General features: G+C 66.2%; 17 protein-coding genes. 10 read left to right on the forward strand and 7 right to left on the reverse strand.

The window, feature by feature from the left end; translation table 11 throughout:
- The first annotated feature begins 121 nt into the window (after positions 1 to 121).
- From P2869_RS02625 to P2869_RS02645, 5 genes are read left to right on the forward strand one after another with little or no spacing between them, the layout of a single operon-like run.
- Positions 122 to 682, forward strand: coding sequence for a GspH/FimT family pseudopilin (locus tag P2869_RS02625; protein WP_277597386.1), 561 nt, complete (start codon positions 122 to 124; stop codon positions 680 to 682).
- Positions 679 to 1,113: a hypothetical protein gene (locus tag P2869_RS02630; protein WP_277597387.1), complete on the forward strand. Its 435-nt coding sequence runs from the start codon at positions 679 to 681 to the stop codon at positions 1,111 to 1,113. Before P2869_RS02625 ends, P2869_RS02630 begins: the two co-directional genes overlap by 4 nt.
- A gap of 8 nt (positions 1,114 to 1,121) precedes the next feature.
- Complete coding sequence (locus tag P2869_RS02635) at positions 1,122 to 1,973, forward strand: PilW family protein (protein WP_277597388.1); 852 nt, start codon at positions 1,122 to 1,124, stop codon at positions 1,971 to 1,973.
- The gene (locus tag P2869_RS02640; protein ID WP_277597389.1) at positions 1,970 to 2,569 is read left to right on the forward strand and encodes a hypothetical protein; all 600 of its coding nucleotides are present in this window, start codon (positions 1,970 to 1,972) and stop codon (positions 2,567 to 2,569) included. Before P2869_RS02635 ends, P2869_RS02640 begins: the two co-directional genes overlap by 4 nt.
- An 18-nt stretch (positions 2,570 to 2,587) precedes the next feature.
- Positions 2,588 to 3,019, forward strand: coding sequence for a type IV pilin protein (locus tag P2869_RS02645; protein WP_277597390.1), 432 nt, complete (start codon positions 2,588 to 2,590; stop codon positions 3,017 to 3,019).
- Positions 3,020 to 3,155: 136 nt separating this feature from the next.
- On the opposite strand, the gene P2869_RS02650 is transcribed toward P2869_RS02645, so the two are convergent.
- The 3 genes from P2869_RS02650 to P2869_RS02660 all read right to left on the reverse strand — a co-directional run bounded on the left by P2869_RS02650 (position 3,156) and on the right by P2869_RS02660 (position 4,597).
- Positions 3,156 to 3,617: a DUF3318 domain-containing protein gene (locus P2869_RS02650; RefSeq protein WP_126876826.1), complete on the reverse strand. Its 462-nt coding sequence runs from the start codon at positions 3,615 to 3,617 to the stop codon at positions 3,156 to 3,158.
- Positions 3,618 to 3,793: 176 nt separating this feature from the next.
- Entirely contained in the window at positions 3,794 to 4,180 is a 387-nt protein-coding gene (locus P2869_RS02655) for a phage holin family protein (protein ID WP_042299634.1), read from the reverse strand.
- A gap of 114 nt (positions 4,181 to 4,294) precedes the next feature.
- The gene (locus P2869_RS02660) at positions 4,295 to 4,597 is read right to left on the reverse strand and encodes a DUF883 family protein (protein ID WP_026121058.1); all 303 of its coding nucleotides are present in this window, start codon (positions 4,595 to 4,597) and stop codon (positions 4,295 to 4,297) included.
- A 325-nt stretch (positions 4,598 to 4,922) separates the two neighbouring features.
- Here P2869_RS02660 and P2869_RS02665 point away from each other — a divergent pair, with 325 nt between their 5' ends.
- Positions 4,923 to 5,561, forward strand: coding sequence for a peroxiredoxin (locus P2869_RS02665; RefSeq protein WP_017772910.1), 639 nt, complete (start codon positions 4,923 to 4,925; stop codon positions 5,559 to 5,561).
- A gap of 156 nt (positions 5,562 to 5,717) precedes the next feature.
- Here the strand turns inward: P2869_RS02665 and P2869_RS02670 are convergent, their stop codons facing one another.
- Positions 5,718 to 6,908, reverse strand: coding sequence for an acyl-CoA dehydrogenase (locus tag P2869_RS02670; protein ID WP_126876828.1), 1,191 nt, complete (start codon positions 6,906 to 6,908; stop codon positions 5,718 to 5,720).
- A gap of 188 nt (positions 6,909 to 7,096) precedes the next feature.
- On the opposite strand from P2869_RS02670, the gene P2869_RS02675 reads away from it, so the two are divergent.
- Positions 7,097 to 7,897 (forward strand): IclR family transcriptional regulator, encoded by an 801-nt coding sequence (locus tag P2869_RS02675; RefSeq protein ID WP_277597391.1) that lies wholly within the window; start codon positions 7,097 to 7,099, stop codon positions 7,895 to 7,897.
- Positions 7,898 to 7,979: 82 nt separating this feature from the next.
- Here the strand turns inward: P2869_RS02675 and P2869_RS02680 are convergent, their stop codons facing one another.
- On the reverse strand, positions 7,980 to 8,810 hold the full coding sequence (locus P2869_RS02680) for an EAL domain-containing protein (RefSeq protein WP_017772913.1): 831 nt from the start codon (positions 8,808 to 8,810) through the stop codon (positions 7,980 to 7,982).
- Positions 8,811 to 9,119: 309 nt separating this feature from the next.
- Between P2869_RS02680 and P2869_RS02685 the strand changes: the two genes are divergently transcribed.
- From P2869_RS02685 to fahA, 3 genes are all read left to right on the forward strand, one after another.
- Entirely contained in the window at positions 9,120 to 10,505 is a 1,386-nt protein-coding gene (locus P2869_RS02685; protein ID WP_017772914.1) for an MFS transporter, read from the forward strand.
- Between the two features lie 113 nt (positions 10,506 to 10,618).
- Positions 10,619 to 11,947: a homogentisate 1,2-dioxygenase gene (gene hmgA, locus P2869_RS02690; protein WP_277597392.1), complete on the forward strand. Its 1,329-nt coding sequence runs from the start codon at positions 10,619 to 10,621 to the stop codon at positions 11,945 to 11,947.
- Complete coding sequence (gene fahA / locus P2869_RS02695) at positions 11,944 to 13,311, forward strand: fumarylacetoacetase (protein WP_277597393.1); 1,368 nt, start codon at positions 11,944 to 11,946, stop codon at positions 13,309 to 13,311. Before hmgA ends, fahA begins: the two co-directional genes overlap by 4 nt.
- A 142-nt stretch (positions 13,312 to 13,453) precedes the next feature.
- On the opposite strand, the gene P2869_RS02700 is transcribed toward fahA, so the two are convergent.
- A complete protein-coding gene (locus P2869_RS02700) occupies positions 13,454 to 14,611 on the reverse strand; it encodes an MFS transporter (protein ID WP_277597394.1) in 1,158 nt (385 codons plus the stop codon).
- Between the two features lie 52 nt (positions 14,612 to 14,663).
- Positions 14,664 to 15,845 carry an MFS transporter gene (locus tag P2869_RS02705; RefSeq protein WP_277597395.1) on the reverse strand — a complete coding sequence of 394 codons (1,182 nt, stop codon included), beginning with the start codon at positions 15,843 to 15,845 and terminating at the stop codon, positions 14,664 to 14,666.
- Between the last annotated feature and the right edge of the window lie 254 nt (positions 15,846 to 16,099).

The following is a 16,099-nucleotide window of genomic DNA, read 5'->3' on the forward strand; positions in this document are numbered from 1 at the left end:
ACCGGCATGAGCACATATTGTTGTGCGTCGGTCGCCTGCTTGCCACCTGGCCGTTCGGCCGATTGTGGCGTGTGCCCGCCTGCCGCTAGATTCACTGCATCCTTTTTTGTGGGGACTGCGGATGAATCGGTACGCCACTCACTTTCTTCAGGCTCGTGCCTTCACGCTGACTGAAACGCTCGTCGTCGTGGCGTTGCTTGCCGTGCTTGCCGTTGCGGCGACCCCCGGCATCGTCGCCTGGCGGGCGCGCGATCAGGTAGACGCGCGTGCGCGGGTCTTGCTTGGCACGTTTGCTTACGCACGCAGCGAAGCGGTCCGGCGAGGCGCACGCGTCACGGTTTGCCGCGCGGACGCCGGCGGCAACTGTCTTGCCGCAGGGGCGGCTTGTCCCTCAGGCGCCGCCGACTGGTCGTGCGGTTGGGCCGTGACGGTGACGCAGGGTGGAGCCGTGTCGGCGCTTCGCATTCAGGTTGGCTTGCCGTCCGTGAGTGTGAGTGGCGCACTGACTGCGATTGCATTTACGCCACCGGCAGGGCAGGCGATCGGCAGCTTGCGCAACTTCGAACTTTCTCCTCGACCCACAACAGCTGCAACGAGCGGCAACCGTTGGCGGCGCTGCATTCGCATAGCGGCAGGCGGCCGCGCGCGGATGACCGAGGGCGCGTGCGGAGCATCGTCGTGAATTCGGCCCGAAGAGCACTCAACCGCGGGACGTCGCTGATCGAAGTCATGCTTGCCGTCGCGCTCACCGCTGTCTCGGCACTCGGGCTCATGGCGACGCAGCTATGGATTGCGCGGCATGGGCATGGCTCGGAACTACACGAGCGTGCGGCCCTGATCGCCGATGCGGTGGCGGAATCCATGCATTCGTCCGACGCATCGGATGCCATCAATAGGGCGGCCGTTGAGCAATGGAAGCGTCGCGGCGCAGACACCGTGCCCGGAGCGGCGGTATCTGTTCTGCCGAGCGGCAACGCGTCTGTTGCAATGGTTGTGTGGCCCGCTATCCGAAACGCGTCAGCCGCTGGCCAGATCATCGATCCGGCCACTGAGTGCGGCGACGCGCCAGCGCCGCCGGGCATGGCGTGCGTGGCCATCGCGTTTGCGCAATGAGGCCGCCCATGCACCGTATTGGCGACCACGCACGAGGCTCGGCCAAGGTCCACACAAAGGGTCGTCCGAAGGGCCACACGTTGCTCGAGCTAACGATCGCGATCGCGCTCGGTCTCGCCATCACGATGGGCGCCGTTGCGCTGTACCGGTCGCAACGAGCGGCGTTCACCGCAACCGCAGATCAGGAGCGAATGCGCGAAGCCGGCGTGGCGGCACTCGTGCTGATTGGCGATCAGATCCAGATGGCGGGCTTCGCGCCTGCCCCCACGCCTACGGGCCAGGTGGCCATGCCGCTATTCGGCTGTGCCGGTGCGCGCCCCGTCGGCCCCGACGACGCGCTCGCCTGCGAGGCGCTACCGGGGAGTACGAGCTCGGACGGTCTCGCTGTGCGCTACATCGGCGACGGGGTATCGACGTGGCCTTCGGCGACTGGGCAGCCGACCGACTGTCTGGGCCAGTCCGTGGCGGACTCCGAAGCCGGGCTCAACGCGGGTTCCGCCACGATCGTCAACCGCTACTACGCGAAGACAAGCGGTTCGACCAGCGAGCCGGAACTCTATTGCGAAGGGACCGGAAGACCAGGCGTTGCTCAGCCTCTCGTCGAGGGTGTGGAACGACTACGCGTTCGCTACTGGCTTGCCGGTGTGCAGGAGGCGGTCGAGGCTTCCGCCGTGGCGCGCGATCAGTGGAGCCGCGTGGTCGGCGTGGATGTGTGCGCACAGGTGCGTGGCAGCTCGACCAGACGCCGCGTGCGCTATGTGGACTGCGATGGCGTTCCGGTTGAGCTCTCGGACGGGCGGGCGCGAACCACCTTTTCGCGTTACGTGACGGTTCGCAACAATCAGGCGAAATCGCCATGACGAACCGCTCCCACATGCCATGCCTGCAGCGGCAAACGCAGTCTGCGAAGCCGCCGCTTTCCGCCCATACGGCAACGCGGGTCTGCCGCGCCGACGGGGCAAAGCGCGGCGCAGCATTGCCCGTCGTGTTGGTGGTGATATCGACCATGCTGGTTTCATCCGCGGCATGGCTCGAGATGTCATTGATGTCTTCGCGACAGGCGAGCGCGGTTGCGGATCATCTCCAGGCGTTTCACGCTGCGGACGCAGCGCTCACGGTTTGCGCGCGAAGACTCGTTTCAAGTCGTCGCGCGAATGGCGACGCAACGCTCGGAGCGAGCCTTGCGCAAAGCGACCCGCAAAACTGGAAGAGCGAGATGTGGTTCGAGTCCAATGCGTTCGCACCTGTCCCGCAGTGGCCGGGGTCGGTCACACCGCCGCAGTGTGCGGTTGAAGCTTGGTCCATTCCCTCGCGTCCGCAGGCCGAGGCATTCGCCGTCACGGCGAGGGGATATGGCGCAACGCGCGAGACCCAGGCGTGGCTTCAACTGCAACTCGTGATCGAGGATGGCCACGTGGAGCGGCGCTGGCGGCGTATTGCCGCGCGGCCGTTTTAACCGGAGGAGACGAGCGGGATGAGACCGAACGCAGTACGTGCCTTCACGCTGCTCGAACTTGCCATTGCGCTGGCGATTGCCGGGGTGCTCGCTGCATTCGCGATTCCTTCGTACCGAAGTCAGGTGGCAAGGGCACATCGGGCTGATGCGGCCGCAGCGCTGTATCGCGCTGCACAGTTCGTCGAAGCAGCGGCACCGGCCAGCATTCAGGAATTGCCCGCGGGCCTGGATCAGGCGCCGTCATCGGGTGCTGCAATCTACAAGCTTCGCCTGCTGGCCGCCGACAACACCAACGGAGGCTACGCGATCGAAGCGGAGCCGGCCGACGCAGGGCCGATGCACGGCGACGCGTGCGGCACCTTCGTGCTGGAAGCAACGGGCCGTCGGTCGAATCGTGGCGGGCCGGGAACAGGCACGACTGGCACGGATGATTGCTGGAGCGCCAGATGAGCCCACGATACGAACAGGTATGGGCCGAAACGGTGTTTCGCCCGCATCCTCTGCCGCCGATGAACGCGGGCAGGGAATGCGGCGAGCCTATGCCCGTGAGCAGCGTCGCCCAGGCAGACGCAGGGGCGACGCCAGGCTATTCCGCAAGGCCCACATCACCGTCTGCGGCGTCGGCCGAGTCTTCGGCTTCGCGCTTTTCCGCCTGGATCTGCCGCCAGATGCGGAATGCTTCCCACGCACCCAGCGCGACGGCGCCCCACTTGAGCGCCGGCTTTGCGCCCTTGGCGATGCCCGCACGGAGCGGCTTGGCGAGCAGCAGCGAAAGGAGTGAGCCGACAAGCGGATGGTCCCTCAGCAGCAGGCCAATGCCCGCGCCTTTTGCGCCGCCTTGCCCGAACATCGGCAAGAGGAATCGCAGCCAGCGGAAGTGCGTCACGGCGTGTTTCAGTTCGAACGTCGCCTCGGCGAGTTCCATGCGCTCCACGTCGGCACGCACGAGCAACAGTTCTTTGCGCAATGCCCGCAGTTGCGGCGCGGAGAGGTCCTTCGGCGGAGGACGTTTGGGACGAAAGGCGGTGTCCGGTCGGTTCTGGCTCATGGCGAGGGCGGAGGCAAAAAAGTTGAGGCGACGGATTCAGGAGCGGACCCGGCTACCGGTTCAGGCGGCTGGCGAGACGGCGGCCTCGCCAGCGCCGATGCAACGCGCGAACGCAACACATGGACGCAATGCAGTACGCAACACATGAAGGCCAGGGCGAGCGCACGCACCCGCCCTCAGTCTTTCCTGAACAACTCGCGGTCCTTTTCGAACTCGGCGAGGGTGGATTCGAACACGAGCGGCGCGTTGCGCAGTCCGTTGCGCGCCTTGAGCGCGCAGAACAGCGCGGCGAGTGCGTACACCGCCGTGATCGCGGCCAGCGCCTGCCAGCGCCAGGTGTCCCAGAACGCGATGGCCACCAGTGCCGTGAGCGCGATCAAGGCCATCGTGGCCAGCATCATTGCGGCGAGGCCGAGGAACAGCACGCCGAGCAGGCGATCTTTCTCCTCGGCCAGCTCGATGCTGATGAGCTCGAGCCGCGTATGCAGGATGGAAAATATGGAGCCGACTATGCGGCGCACCGGACCGTGACCCGCACGTTGCGATTGAGTATCTGTCGTCATGGCGAGAGTGCGTTGCGCGCGTCTGGGCGCGAGAAGATGCGGACCGGCGCGCAATCGGCCGGAACGAGAGCGCGGCGGCACACCGGAGCGAAACTCCGGCGGCCACGCCGTGCGTTACTTGCGGTTGATCAGCAGGCCGATCAGCACGCCGACGCCGGCGGCGATACCGATCGAAGACCACGGATGTTCGTGCACGTAGTCGTCGGTGGCGCGGGCTGCCTTCTTGCCTTTCTCGATGACCACGACCTGGACGTCGGCGGCCTTTTCCTTCGCCTGTTTCAGACGGGTGAGCGCGGTCTCGCGCAGTTCGGAGGCTCGCTCGCCGGTGGCGCTCGCGGCCTGCTTCAGCAGGTCTTCAGCGTCCGCGAGAACGGTTTTGATATCCGACATCAGTCTCTCCTTGTTGACTTCTGACATTGACAGCTCCCTTCGGGTCACGCTACGCATGAATCGTAGTCAAAGAAACGATCGGTGGCGAGCAAGCCGCACGGCACGTGCCGGGGGCGACGCAGGATCCGTTCCTGCCGCCACAGGCTGCCCGGTCCACCGTTGACCATTGATGATCCCATGACGGAGTGGATCTGTCCCGCAAAGTTTCCCTCATCGCGCCCGAAATTACAAAATCTCATAAAGTAGTGACGCGATGTTTGTTCGTGGTGCGGGTCTGCGCTCGTATGCTGTAAATTTATCAGTCCGCCCAGGGCGTTCCTGGACGGGCACGAACCCATCAAGGAGCCGCATCATGAGTCTACGTCTTGGCGACATCGCGCCCGATTTTGAACAGGATTCGACCATTGGCCGCATCAAGTTTCATGAGTGGCTGGGCGATAGCTGGGGCGTGCTGTTCTCGCATCCCGCCGATTTCACGCCGGTGTGCACGACGGAACTCGGCCTGACCGCGAAGCTCGCCAGCGAATTCGAGAAGCGCAACGTGAAGACGATCGCGCTCTCCGTCGACAACGTCCAGTCGCACAAGGACTGGATCAACGACATCAACGAAACCCAGGCCGCGAGCGTCGGCTTTCCGATTCTGGCCGACGGCGATCGCAAGGTCTCGCAGCTGTACGACATGATTCATCCGAACGCGAACGAAACGCTCACGGTGCGCTCGCTCTTCGTGATCGATCCGAAGAAGAAGGTGCGGCTCATCATCACCTATCCGGCCAGCACGGGTCGCAACTTTGACGAAGTGCTGCGCGTCATCGATTCGCTGCAACTCACCGACAACTATCAGGTTGCCACCCCCGGCAACTGGAAGCAGGGCGAAGACGTGGTGATCGTGCCGTCGCTGCAGGATCCGGAAGTCATCAAGCAGAAATTCCCGAAGGGCTACAAGGCGCTGCGTCCGTACCTGCGCCTGACGCCGCAGCCGAACAAGTAAGCGACAAGGCCGCGCGTCACAACGAAAAAGCCACGCCGGCGAACCGGCGTGGCTTTTTTCTATGCTGCTACTAACGACGCATCAGCAACGCGGTGGCCCACCACCACACCACACGAGCGAACCTCCCGCAAACACGCTCGCGCACGGGCCTTCAACTCAGAAAAATGCCTGAATCCCCGTCTGTGCGCGGCCGAGAATCAGCGCGTGAATGTCGTGCGTGCCCTCATAAGTATTCACGACTTCGAGGTTCACCAGATGCCGCGCCACGCCGAATTCGTCCGAGATGCCGTTGCCGCCCAGCATGTCGCGCGCGAGCCGCGCGATGTCGAGCGCCTTGCCGCATGAATTGCGCTTCATGATCGAGGTGATCTCCACGGCCGCCGTGCCTTCGTCCTTCATGCGTCCGAGGCGCAGCACGCCTTGCAGGCCGAGCGTGATTTCGGTCTGCATGTCGGCAAGTTTCTTCTGCACCAGCTGATTGGCGGCGAGCGGACGACCGAACTGCTTGCGGTCCAGCACGTACTGCCGCGCCGTGTACCAGCACGATTCCGCCGCACCCAGCGCGCCCCACGCAATGCCATAGCGGGCCGAATTGAGGCAGGTGAACGGGCCGCGCAGGCCGCTCACGTTCGGCAGCATGTTCTCCTGCGGCACGAACACTTCGTCCATCACGATTTCGCCCGTGATCGACGCGCGCAGCCCCACCTTGCCGTGAATGGCCGGCGACGAAAGTCCCTTCCAGCCTTTCTCCAGAATGAAGCCGCGGATGGTGTCCTGGCCGTCTTCCTCGAGCTTCGCCCAGACCACGAACACGTCCGCGATCGGCGAATTGGTGATCCACATCTTCGCGCCCGAGAGCGAGAAGCCGCCGTCCACCTTCTTCGCGCGCGTGACCATGCTGCCCGGGTCGGAGCCGTGGTTGGGCTCGGTCAAACCGAAGCAGCCGATCCATTCGCCCGTGGCGAGCTTCGGCAGGTACTTCTCCTTTTGAGCGTCCGAACCGAATTCGAAGATCGGCACCATCACGAGCGACGATTGCACCGACATCATCGACCGGTAGCCCGAATCGATGCGCTCCACTTCGCGTGCGATCAGCCCGTAGCTCACGTAGTTGAGGCCGGGGCCGCCGTACTGCTCGGGAATGGTCGGGCCGAGCAGGCCCAGCTCGCCCATCTCGCGGAAGATGCCCGCGTCGGTGCGTTCGTGGCGGAAGGCTTCGAGCACGCGCGGCGCGAGCTTGTCCTGCGCGTAGGCTTGGGCGGCGTCGCGCACCATGCGCTCGTCCTCGGTGAGCTGCTGGTCGATGAGCAGCGGGTCGTCCCAGTGGAAGCGGGCGGTATCGGCCATGACGTCTCTCCTCGATCTGGCTGGAATCGTGCTTGACTGATGTTCCGCTATGCGGAACAATGTTTTGCAAATCAGCGCTCAGTGTACACGCGTTGTGCGGCCTATGCAGCTACCTGGCGTTGACCGGCCAGACCCCTGTTCCTGCATCCGCCGCATTCATCGCACCCAGCCACTCATCGCTCGCCGCCATGTCCAGCTCGTCCGACCTCACCGCACCCGATTCCTCCGCTCCCATCGACGAGCGCAAGTTCGTCGTCGCGCTTGCCCGCGGGCTCGATCTGCTGCGCGCGTTCCGTCCGGGCGAGACGCTGCTCGGCAATCGCGATTTCGTCGAACGCACGGGGCTGCCCAAGGCCACCGTCAACCGGCTCGCCTACACGCTGACCGTGCTCGGCTATCTGCGTTTCGACGAGGCGCTGGGCAAGTACGCGCTCGATGCCGGCGTGCTCTCGCTCGGCTTCGCGCTGCTCTCGGGCACGGACACGCTCGAACTCGCCCGGCCGCACATGCGCACCTTCGCACGCGAGGTGGGCGCGGCGGTTTCGCTGGGTTGCCGCGATGGCCTCGACATGATCTATCTCGACACGATTCGCAGCGAAACGGCGCTCACGCTCGGGCTCGCGCCGGGTTCGCGGCTCTCGATGCTCACGAGCTCCATGGGCCGCGCGTATCTCGCCGTGCAGCCGGAGGACGTGCGCGCGGCGTTGCTCGTGGAGTTGAAGAAGGCGGCCGGCAAAGGCGGCGCGGCGCAGGTCGCGGCCGCGCAGCACGAGATCGACGCGTTTGCGGGCGAGGGCTGCTGCTATTCGTTTCGCGACTGGCACGACGACGTCAACGCCGTCGCGGTGCCCTTGCGGGAGCCGCGCGACGGCCGGCTGCTCGTGCTGAGTTGCAGCGGACCGGCGTCGTCGATGGATGAGGCGGTGTTTCGCACACGCGTGGCGCCGAAACTCAAGGCGCTGGCGCGAAAACTCGGCGCGACGGGCTGATACGTCCGACACCTGCGGCACGTGCGTTACGTGTGATACGTGCGCCCGAAAGACGCCACGAAGAAGAAAACGGCTCGCCCTTTCAGACGGCCTTGTTGCTGTGCCGCGCGAAGAGCGGCCCCTGCACGAAGCGGACGTCGTACTGCTGGAGCAGATCGAACTGCGCCGCATCGCGCACGCCGCTGAAAATGAGCGGAATGCGCAGCTTTCCCGCGTAGCCCACCAGCGGCTTCACCATCGAATCGCGCAACGCCGCGGCTGCGTCCATCTTGATGAAGTCGAGCCGCGCCATGTCCGACACCGACAGAATCTGCCCAGCGTTCGGCAGATTGCCCGCCACCTTGAACCCGTAAAGCTGATAGCTCTTCGTGAGATAGCCGAGAAACGTCTTGTGCGCCACCGCCGCGGGCGGCAGCTCGATCACGACGCGCGCCGGATTCAGTCCGAACGAGACGAGCACCGTCGAGAAGTGTCGCCCGTGGTCGTACTTCACGCTCTTCAATAGCCGCTCGTGCACGCGCAGGAACAGCAGTCCGTGTTGCTGCGCCCCGAAGAAATTGATGGCATGCATCGCGCGCGCCATACGGTCGAGCGCAACAAGCTGCTGGTCGTCGGTCGCGTAGTCGAGCGGCTCGAATGGCTCGGGTCGCTCGCCGTCCGTGCGTTTCGTGATGGCCTGAAAGCCCAGTTCGTCGCCGAACCGGTCGGCGCTCTCCGGTTCGGACGAGAGCGACTGCGCGAGCCCATGCACGCTGATGTCGAAGATGGGCTCGTAGGCGCTGCCGATCTCCACGCCGCCGAAGTGCGCGACCGCATGCCCCTCGTGCGCGCCGGTACCCATGGCGAGGTGCTCGCCGAGGAATGGATGCTCCGCGGCACGGGCGACAAGTTCTGAGGTGGTGAGGGCAATCATCGTGGTGGGTGTGGGCTTGAAAGGCGCATGGTGAGGCGCATTCGGGCCGCGCAGCAGGGCCCTCGGTTGGGCCGCGGGACGGGCCGCTTTATGCGTCGATGGTAGCAGTCTGCGCTCGCGGCACATGGACTTATTGGTCATATCCATATCGGTGTCGCGGCCTTCCGGGTGCAGGCCAGGGTTTACGTTGATTTCACTAAACGTAATTCGTTTTACTATGCGTAAATTGCGCCGCTGCGACACATGGGCGCACCCGAGAGACTCCACAAAAGACCCCCACAAAAGCCCCCGAAGCGAGGAGACGCATCGATGACCCCCACCCCCGGCTTTTCCCCCGCGCCACGGCAATCGCAGGCTCCGGCCGCCACGCTCGACGTGGAGCGCGTGCTTGCCGAAGCGCATCGCCCCGGCTTCCAGGTCCTGTTGCTCGTGCTGTGCGGCCTGTGTCTCGTGATCGACGGTTTCGACGCGCAGGCCATGGGCTACGTGGCGCCCAGCGTGATTGGGGAATGGCATGTTTCGAAGACCGCCTTGGGCCCGGTTTTTAGCGCAAGCCTCTTCGGCATGCTGCTCGGCGCGCTCGGGCTGTCCGTGCTGGCCGACCGTATCGGACGGCGTCCGGTGCTCATCGGCGCCACGGCGTTCTTCGCCGCCGCGATGCTTGCCACGCCGTTCGTGACCACGATTGCCCAGCTCATGGTGCTGCGCTTCGTCACGGGCCTTGGCCTTGGCTGCATCATGCCGAACGCAATGGCGCTGGTCGGCGAGTTCTCCACGCCCGCGCATCGCGTGAAGCGGATGATGCTGGTCTCCTGCGGCTTCACTGTGGGCGCGGCACTGGGCGGCTTCGTGAGCGCCGCGCTGATTCCCGCCTACGGCTGGCGCGCGGTGTTCTGGGTGGGCGGTGTCGTGCCGTTGCTGCTTGCCATCGCGATGGTGGCAGTGCTGCCGGAGTCGCTGCAATTCCTTGTGCTCAAGGGCCATGTGGCGCGCGCCCGCCGCTGGCTCGCGAAGTTCGACCCGACGCTCGCCGTGTCCGAGGCAACCCGTCTCGTCGTGCGCGAGAAGGCCGATGCCGGCGCGCCCGTGGCCGAACTCTTTCGCGCCGGCCGCGCGCCCGTGACGCTGATCCTCTGGGGCATCAGCTTCATGAACCTGATCGATCTGTACTTCCTCTCGAACTGGCTGCCCACCGTGATGCGCGCAGCGGGCTATACGCCTTCCACGGCGGTGATCGTCGGCACCGTGCTGCAGACGGGCGGTGTGATCGGCACGCTGCTGCTCGGCTGGTTCATCGAGCGGTTCGGTTTCGTGCGCGTGCTGCTTGCGTGCTTCGCGGGTGCGGCCGTGTTCGTGGGCGCGATCGGCAGCGTGGCCCACATGCTGCCCTGGCTGCTCGTCGCCGTGTTCGCGGGCGGCTTCTGCGTGGTGGGCGGACAGCCTGCCGTCAACGCGCTCGCCGGCCACTTTTACCCCACCACGCTGCGCTCCACCGGCATCGGCTGGAGTCTCGGCATTGGCCGCGTGGGCTCGGTGATCGGGCCGCTCGTCGGTGGGCAGCTGATTGCGCTCAACTGGTCCAACGCGGCGCTGTTCCATGCCGCTGCGGTGCCCGTGCTGTGCTCGGCGCTGCTCGTGGTCGTGCTCGCCAGCCTGTCGCGGCCGGGCACGAGTGCCGCCGTGGACGCCGCGTGACTTTCGCTTGAACCCTCGGCTTGATCCCGCAGCCTGAACCCCCGGCCTGAACCCTCGGCCTGACCCCGATCCATATCGCCTGAATTTTCATTGTTCCAGGGAGAACCGTTCCCATGACCCAAGCTCAACCGCTTCGACACGAGATAGAACCGGGCTACCAGTCCGGCTTCGCCAACGAATTTGCCACCGAAGCGCTGCCCGGCGCCTTGCCTGCGGGCCGCAACTCGCCGCAGCGCGCGCCTTACGGGCTCTATGCCGAGCAGCTGTCGGGCACGGCGTTCACCGCGCCGCGCTCGCACAACCGCCGCACGTGGCTGTATCGCATCCGTCCCGCCGCGATGCATCAGCCGTTCACGGCGTTGCCGTCGGAGCGTCTTGTCGCCGACTTCGGCACGGTGCCGCCCACCTCGCCGAACCAGCTGCGCTGGGACCCGCTGCCCATGCCCACCGCGCCCACGGACTTCGTGGACAGCTGGGTCACCATGGCCGGCAACGGCTCGGCCAACGCGATGAGCGGCTGCGCGATTCATCTGTACGCCGCGAACCGCTCGATGAAAGACCGCTATTTCTACGACGCTGACGGCGAACTCCTGATCGTCCCGCAGCAAGGGCGCCTCGCCATCGCCACGGAAATGGGCCGGCTCGACATCGAGCCCTTCGAGATCGCCGTAATTCCGCGCGGCGTGCGTTTCGCGGTGAGCCTGCCCGATGGCGAGGCGCGCGGCTACATCTGCGAGAACTTCGGCGCGTTGCTGCGCCTGCCGGATCTCGGGCCGATCGGCTCGAACGGGCTCGCGAATCCGCGCGACTTCCTCACGCCGCAGGCGGCCTACGAAGACCGCGAAGGCGCCTTCGAACTCGTCGCGAAGATGGACGGCCGCCTGTGGCGCGCGGACATCGGACACTCGCCGCTCGACGTCGTTGCGTGGCACGGCAACTACGCGCCGTGCAAATACGATCTGCGCCGCTTCAACACGATCGGCTCGATCAGTTACGACCACCCGGACCCGTCGATCTTCCTCGTGCTCCAGTCGCAGAGCGACACGCCCGGCGTGGATGCAATCGACTTCGTGATCTTCCCGCCGCGCTGGCTCGCCGCGGAAGACACGTTCCGTCCGCCCTGGTTCCACCGCAACGTGGCGAGCGAGTTCATGGGCCTCGTGCACGGCGTCTACGACGCGAAGGCCGAAGGCTTCGTGCCGGGCGGCGCGAGCCTGCACAACTGCATGACGGGCCACGGGCCGGACGCCGAGACGTTCGAAAAAGCCTCGGCCATCGATACCTCGAAGCCCAACAAGGTGGCCGACACGATGGCCTTCATGTTCGAAACGCGCACGCTGATCCGCCCGACGCGTTTCGCGCTGGAGACCGCGCAGTTGCAGGCGCATTACTTCGAATGTTGGCAAGGCCTCAAGAAGCACTTCAATCCGGAGCAACGATGACCTACGCGACACCGTCCGCCGCCGCGGAAGCCCTCAAGGCGACGCTCGATCCTTCGCGAAAGAGCTGGATCGAAAGCGCCAACCATCCGTTGTGTGACTTCTCCATCCAGAACCTGCCGTTCGGCGTGTTCAGCGATGTACGCGACGTGTGCGACGCACGTAATAGCCGGCGCCGCGTGGGCGTGGCGATTGGCGACGCCATCGTCGATCTGGCCGCGCTCCACGACGCAGGTTTGCTCACGTTGCCAGGCTTGTCGGCCGATGCGGCGCGCGAGGTTCTGGCTGCCGCCACGCTGAACGCGTTCATGGCCGCGGGCCGCGACGTATGGCGCAGCGTGCGCATCCAGCTGAGCGACCTGCTCGCGCGCGATAACGACAATGCCGCGCTGCGCGACAACGCCGCTTTGCGCGAGCGCGTGCTGGTGCGCATGGCCGACGCCACGCTGCACCTGCCCGTCGACATTCCGGGCTATACGGACTTCTATTCGTCGAAGGAGCACGCCACCAACGTCGGGGCCATGTTTCGGGATCCGAAGAACGCGCTACTGCCGAACTGGCTCGAAATGCCGATCGGCTACAACGGGCGTGCGTCGTCGGTGGTGGTGAGCGGCACGCCGGTGCGCCGCCCCAACGGCCAGCTCAAGTTGCCCGAGCAAGAGCGCCCCGTATTCGGCGCGTGCCGCAAGCTCGACATCGAACTCGAAACGGGCTTCTTCATCGGCTGCGGCAGCGCGCTCGGCGAACCCATCGCATGCGAGACTGCCGAGGACCATATCTTCGGCATGGTGCTGCTCAACGACTGGAGCGCGCGCGACATTCAGCAGTGGGAATACGTGCCGCTCGGTCCGTTCAACTCGAAGGGCTTCGCGACGACGATCTCGCCGTGGGTCGTGACGCTCGACGCGCTCGAACCGTTTCGCGTCCAGCAGCCCGCTCAGGAGCCGGAGCCGCTCGCCTACCTGCGCCACAGCGGCCGCCACGCATTCAACATCGCGCTCGAAGTGCGGCTGCGTGCCGAGGGCGCGCGCGAGGCCACCACGATCTGCCGCACGAACTTCCGCCACATGTACTGGACGATGGCGCAGCAACTCGCGCATCACACCGTGGCCGGTTGCAACACGCGCGTGGGGGATCTGATGGGATCGGGCACGATCAGCGGGCCGACGGAGGATTCGTCCGGCAGCCTGCTGGAACTCACGTGGAACGGCCAGCGGCCCGTCGCGCTGAAGGAAGGCGGCACGCGCAGCTTCATCGAAGACGGCGACGAACTCACGCTGGCGGGCTGGTGCGAGGGCGAAGGGTATCGCGTCGGCTTCGGCACCTGCGTGGGGACGATCTTGCCGGCAGTGCCTGTGGGCCAGTAAGCGGCGGGGCGGGGTTTTGCCTCGCCTTGCAATCTATGCGTGGGGCTGCGCGGCTCGGCTCCGCGCTGGCATTGCCTCGAGCCAATCGAGGCTTCACCACAGCATCGCCTCGACCCAATCGAGGCCCCACCGCCGCCTCACCTCACTGCGCGACCTGCGCCCCGCCGCGCCGCTTCTCCAGCACCGCTGCGACGAGGAACGCCAGGGCGCCCGCGAACAGCACGCCGATGAGCGCGTCGTTGCCCACGCGCTTCATCAGCGCGCCCGCGATCAGCGGGCCGCCAAAGCTCGCCGCGCTCCACGTGGCACCCAGCAGCGCACTCGCGGACACCAGCGCGCCGCCGCGAAAGCGTTCGCCGCATGCGACCACGGCGAGCGTATAGACCGCGCCCGCCGCCGCGCCCAGCACGAACAGCAGCGGCCAGCGCAGCCACGACGCGCCCACGGTCCAGGGCAGCAGCGGCAGAAGCAACAGCACCACGAGCCCCGCGCCGAGATGCACGCGCTCGCGGCCCAGGCGGTCCGCGAGCCAGCCAATCGGAAATTGCAGCATCGTGTCGCCCGCGAGCGTGACGGAGGCGAACAGCACCGCCACGCCGCCCGGAATGCCGTGCGCCATCGCGAAGAGCGGCATCAGCGAAAGCGCGAGGGTGTCGAAGAGCGCGAAGAACGCTGTGGCGAGTACGAGCGCGGGCATGAGCGGCAGCACGTGACGCCAGGTGCCGTGCGGCTCGTGCCCGCCCGCTTGCCGCGGTGTGGTGCGGATGGTGGCCAGCATGGGCAGCGCGGTCACGAAGATCGCGCCGCACAGCACGAAGCGCCACGCCGTCAGATTCGCGATCTGGCTCACGAGCACCGGGCCCGCCATCTGGAACAGCGTGAACGTGGTGGCGTAGAGGGCGACCACGCGGGCACGCGTGGCGTCGTTGGCCAGCTCGTTGACCCACGCTTCGCCGATCGTGAAGAGCAGCATCAGCGCCGCGCCGCAGAGCGCGCGCAGCGCGGCCCAGACCCACAGGTCAGGCGTTGCCTGCATGAGCGCCGTGGCCGCGGCCACCACGAGCACGGCGCCAAAGATCACCTGCCGTCCGCCGAAGCGCTGCGTGATCCAGGCCGTGACGGGTACCACGAGCAGACCGCCGCCGGCCTGGGCCGCGGTGAGCAGACCGACGACGTCTGTGCCGTAGCCTGCGTCGGTGAGCGCGAGCGCGGTGAGCGGAAGCGTGGCGCCGGAGCCGAGCCCGACCACGGCTACGCTGAGAATGAGCGCGAAGAAATCGCGAGTGAGGATCGCCTTCATCGGGCGGCATGCTACTACGGGAACGGGCGCGAGGCCCGCGGCGGGTGCTCCCCTACGCGCAGGTAGTCGGCCCGGCAACCGGCACCCGTTGCGCGCGCCGCTCCAGCGTCGCCGAAACGAACGTGAGCGCAAGCGCCCCCACTGCCATCGAGACGCCCACCCACGGCAGCGAAGTGAGCGGCGCGCCGGCGCCGATGGCCGCGCCCCCCAGCCACGCGCCCGTCGCGTTGCCCAGGTTGAAGGCGCCCTGGTTGAGCGTGGAGGCGAGATTGGGGGCATGGCTCGCACGATCGACGATCAGCATCTGCAGCGGCGGCACGATGGCGAACGCGAGCACGCCCCACACGAACACGGTCGCCATGGCGCCGACGGCGGAATGCATCGTCACCGCGAACACCGTTTCGATCGCCGCGATCAATACGAGCACGGTGAGCAGCGACGGCATGAGCCGCCAGTCCGCAAGCCGGCCGCCCAGCGTGCTGCCCACCGTGAGCCCGAGGCCGAAGAGCAGCAGCACGAGCGTCACGGCGTGCGGCGTGAAGCCCGTCACGTCTTCGAGAATGGGCGTGATGTAGGTGAACACGGAGAAGAGACTCGCCGACGCCAGCACGCTGATGCCGAGCACCATCAGAACCTGCGGGTTCTTCAGCACTGTGAACTCGTGCACGAGGCTCGCCTTCTGCATTTCGATCTTCGCGGGCAGGCAGACGGCGAGCGCGATGGCCGCCGCCACGCCAATGCCCGTCACGGCCCAGAACGTGGCGCGCCAGCCGGCCAGTTGACCCAGCGCGGTGCCGAGCGGCACGCCCAGCACGTTGGCGAGTGTGAGTCCGGTGAACATGAGCGCGATGGCCTGCGCGCGGCGATTCGGCGCGACGAGCCCCGCCGCGACCACGGACCCGATGCCGAAGAACGCGCCATGGCAGAACGCCGTGACGATGCGCGCGCCCATCAGCACCGCGTACCCGGGCGCGATGGCGCACAGCAGATTGCCCACGATGAAGATGCCGATGAGCCGCATGAGCGCCTGCTTGCGCGGCATGTTGGCCACGACGATGGCGACGATGGGCGCGCCGATCGTCACGCCGAGCGCATAGGCCGACACGAGCATGCCCGCGGCCGGAATGGAGACGGCGAGGTCGCGCGCCACGTCGGGCAGGAGCCCCATGATGACGAACTCGGAGGTGCCAATGCCGAATGCGGCAACGGCAAGAGCAAGCAGGGGCAAGGGCATGATGGCGCGGCCGTGGGCGTGGGGTGCGTGGGAGTTGCGGGGAGGCGGGCGCTCGCGCGTTCTCGGGACAAGGAAGCGGGCGACGGCCAGGTGAAAATCAGTAGGGGATTTTACCTAAGCCGAAAACACGTTGAAGCGCACGTTGAAACGGCGGCTGAAGACTGTTGTTTTTCACCTAATCCATTCATCGGAAAGGGTTTTCGTGCGCCTTCCGGCATTCGTGTGGCGCTGTCCAGGGCAGGGACCTCGACAGC

Source organism: Paraburkholderia sp. SUR17, assembly GCF_029536165.1.
Taxonomy (GTDB): domain Bacteria; phylum Pseudomonadota; class Gammaproteobacteria; order Burkholderiales; family Burkholderiaceae; genus Paraburkholderia; species Paraburkholderia kururiensis.

Excerpts from the sequence above, each read along its gene's own strand:
- P2869_RS02625 (WP_277597386.1), top strand. The coding sequence starts at position 122 with ATGAATCGGTACGCCACTCACTTTCTTCAGGCTCGTGCCTTCACGCTG.
- P2869_RS02635 (WP_277597388.1), top strand. The coding sequence starts at position 1,122 with ATGCACCGTATTGGCGACCACGCACGAGGCTCGGCCAAGGTCCACACA.
- P2869_RS02640 (WP_277597389.1), top strand. The coding sequence starts at position 1,970 with ATGACGAACCGCTCCCACATGCCATGCCTGCAGCGGCAAACGCAGTCT.
- P2869_RS02645 (WP_277597390.1), top strand. The coding sequence starts at position 2,588 with ATGAGACCGAACGCAGTACGTGCCTTCACGCTGCTCGAACTTGCCATT.
- P2869_RS02650 (WP_126876826.1), bottom strand. The coding sequence starts at position 3,617 with ATGAGCCAGAACCGACCGGACACCGCCTTTCGTCCCAAACGTCCTCCG.
- P2869_RS02655 (WP_042299634.1), bottom strand. The coding sequence starts at position 4,180 with ATGACGACAGATACTCAATCGCAACGTGCGGGTCACGGTCCGGTGCGC.
- P2869_RS02660 (WP_026121058.1), bottom strand. The coding sequence starts at position 4,597 with ATGTCAGAAGTCAACAAGGAGAGACTGATGTCGGATATCAAAACCGTT.
- P2869_RS02665 (WP_017772910.1), top strand. The coding sequence starts at position 4,923 with ATGAGTCTACGTCTTGGCGACATCGCGCCCGATTTTGAACAGGATTCG.
- P2869_RS02670 (WP_126876828.1), bottom strand. The coding sequence starts at position 6,908 with ATGGCCGATACCGCCCGCTTCCACTGGGACGACCCGCTGCTCATCGAC.
- P2869_RS02675 (WP_277597391.1), top strand. The coding sequence starts at position 7,097 with ATGTCCAGCTCGTCCGACCTCACCGCACCCGATTCCTCCGCTCCCATC.
- P2869_RS02680 (WP_017772913.1), bottom strand. The coding sequence starts at position 8,810 with ATGATTGCCCTCACCACCTCAGAACTTGTCGCCCGTGCCGCGGAGCAT.
- P2869_RS02685 (WP_017772914.1), top strand. The coding sequence starts at position 9,120 with ATGACCCCCACCCCCGGCTTTTCCCCCGCGCCACGGCAATCGCAGGCT.
- hmgA (WP_277597392.1), top strand. The coding sequence starts at position 10,619 with ATGACCCAAGCTCAACCGCTTCGACACGAGATAGAACCGGGCTACCAG.
- fahA (WP_277597393.1), top strand. The coding sequence starts at position 11,944 with ATGACCTACGCGACACCGTCCGCCGCCGCGGAAGCCCTCAAGGCGACG.
- P2869_RS02700 (WP_277597394.1), bottom strand. The coding sequence starts at position 14,611 with ATGAAGGCGATCCTCACTCGCGATTTCTTCGCGCTCATTCTCAGCGTA.
- P2869_RS02705 (WP_277597395.1), bottom strand. The coding sequence starts at position 15,845 with ATGCCCTTGCCCCTGCTTGCTCTTGCCGTTGCCGCATTCGGCATTGGC.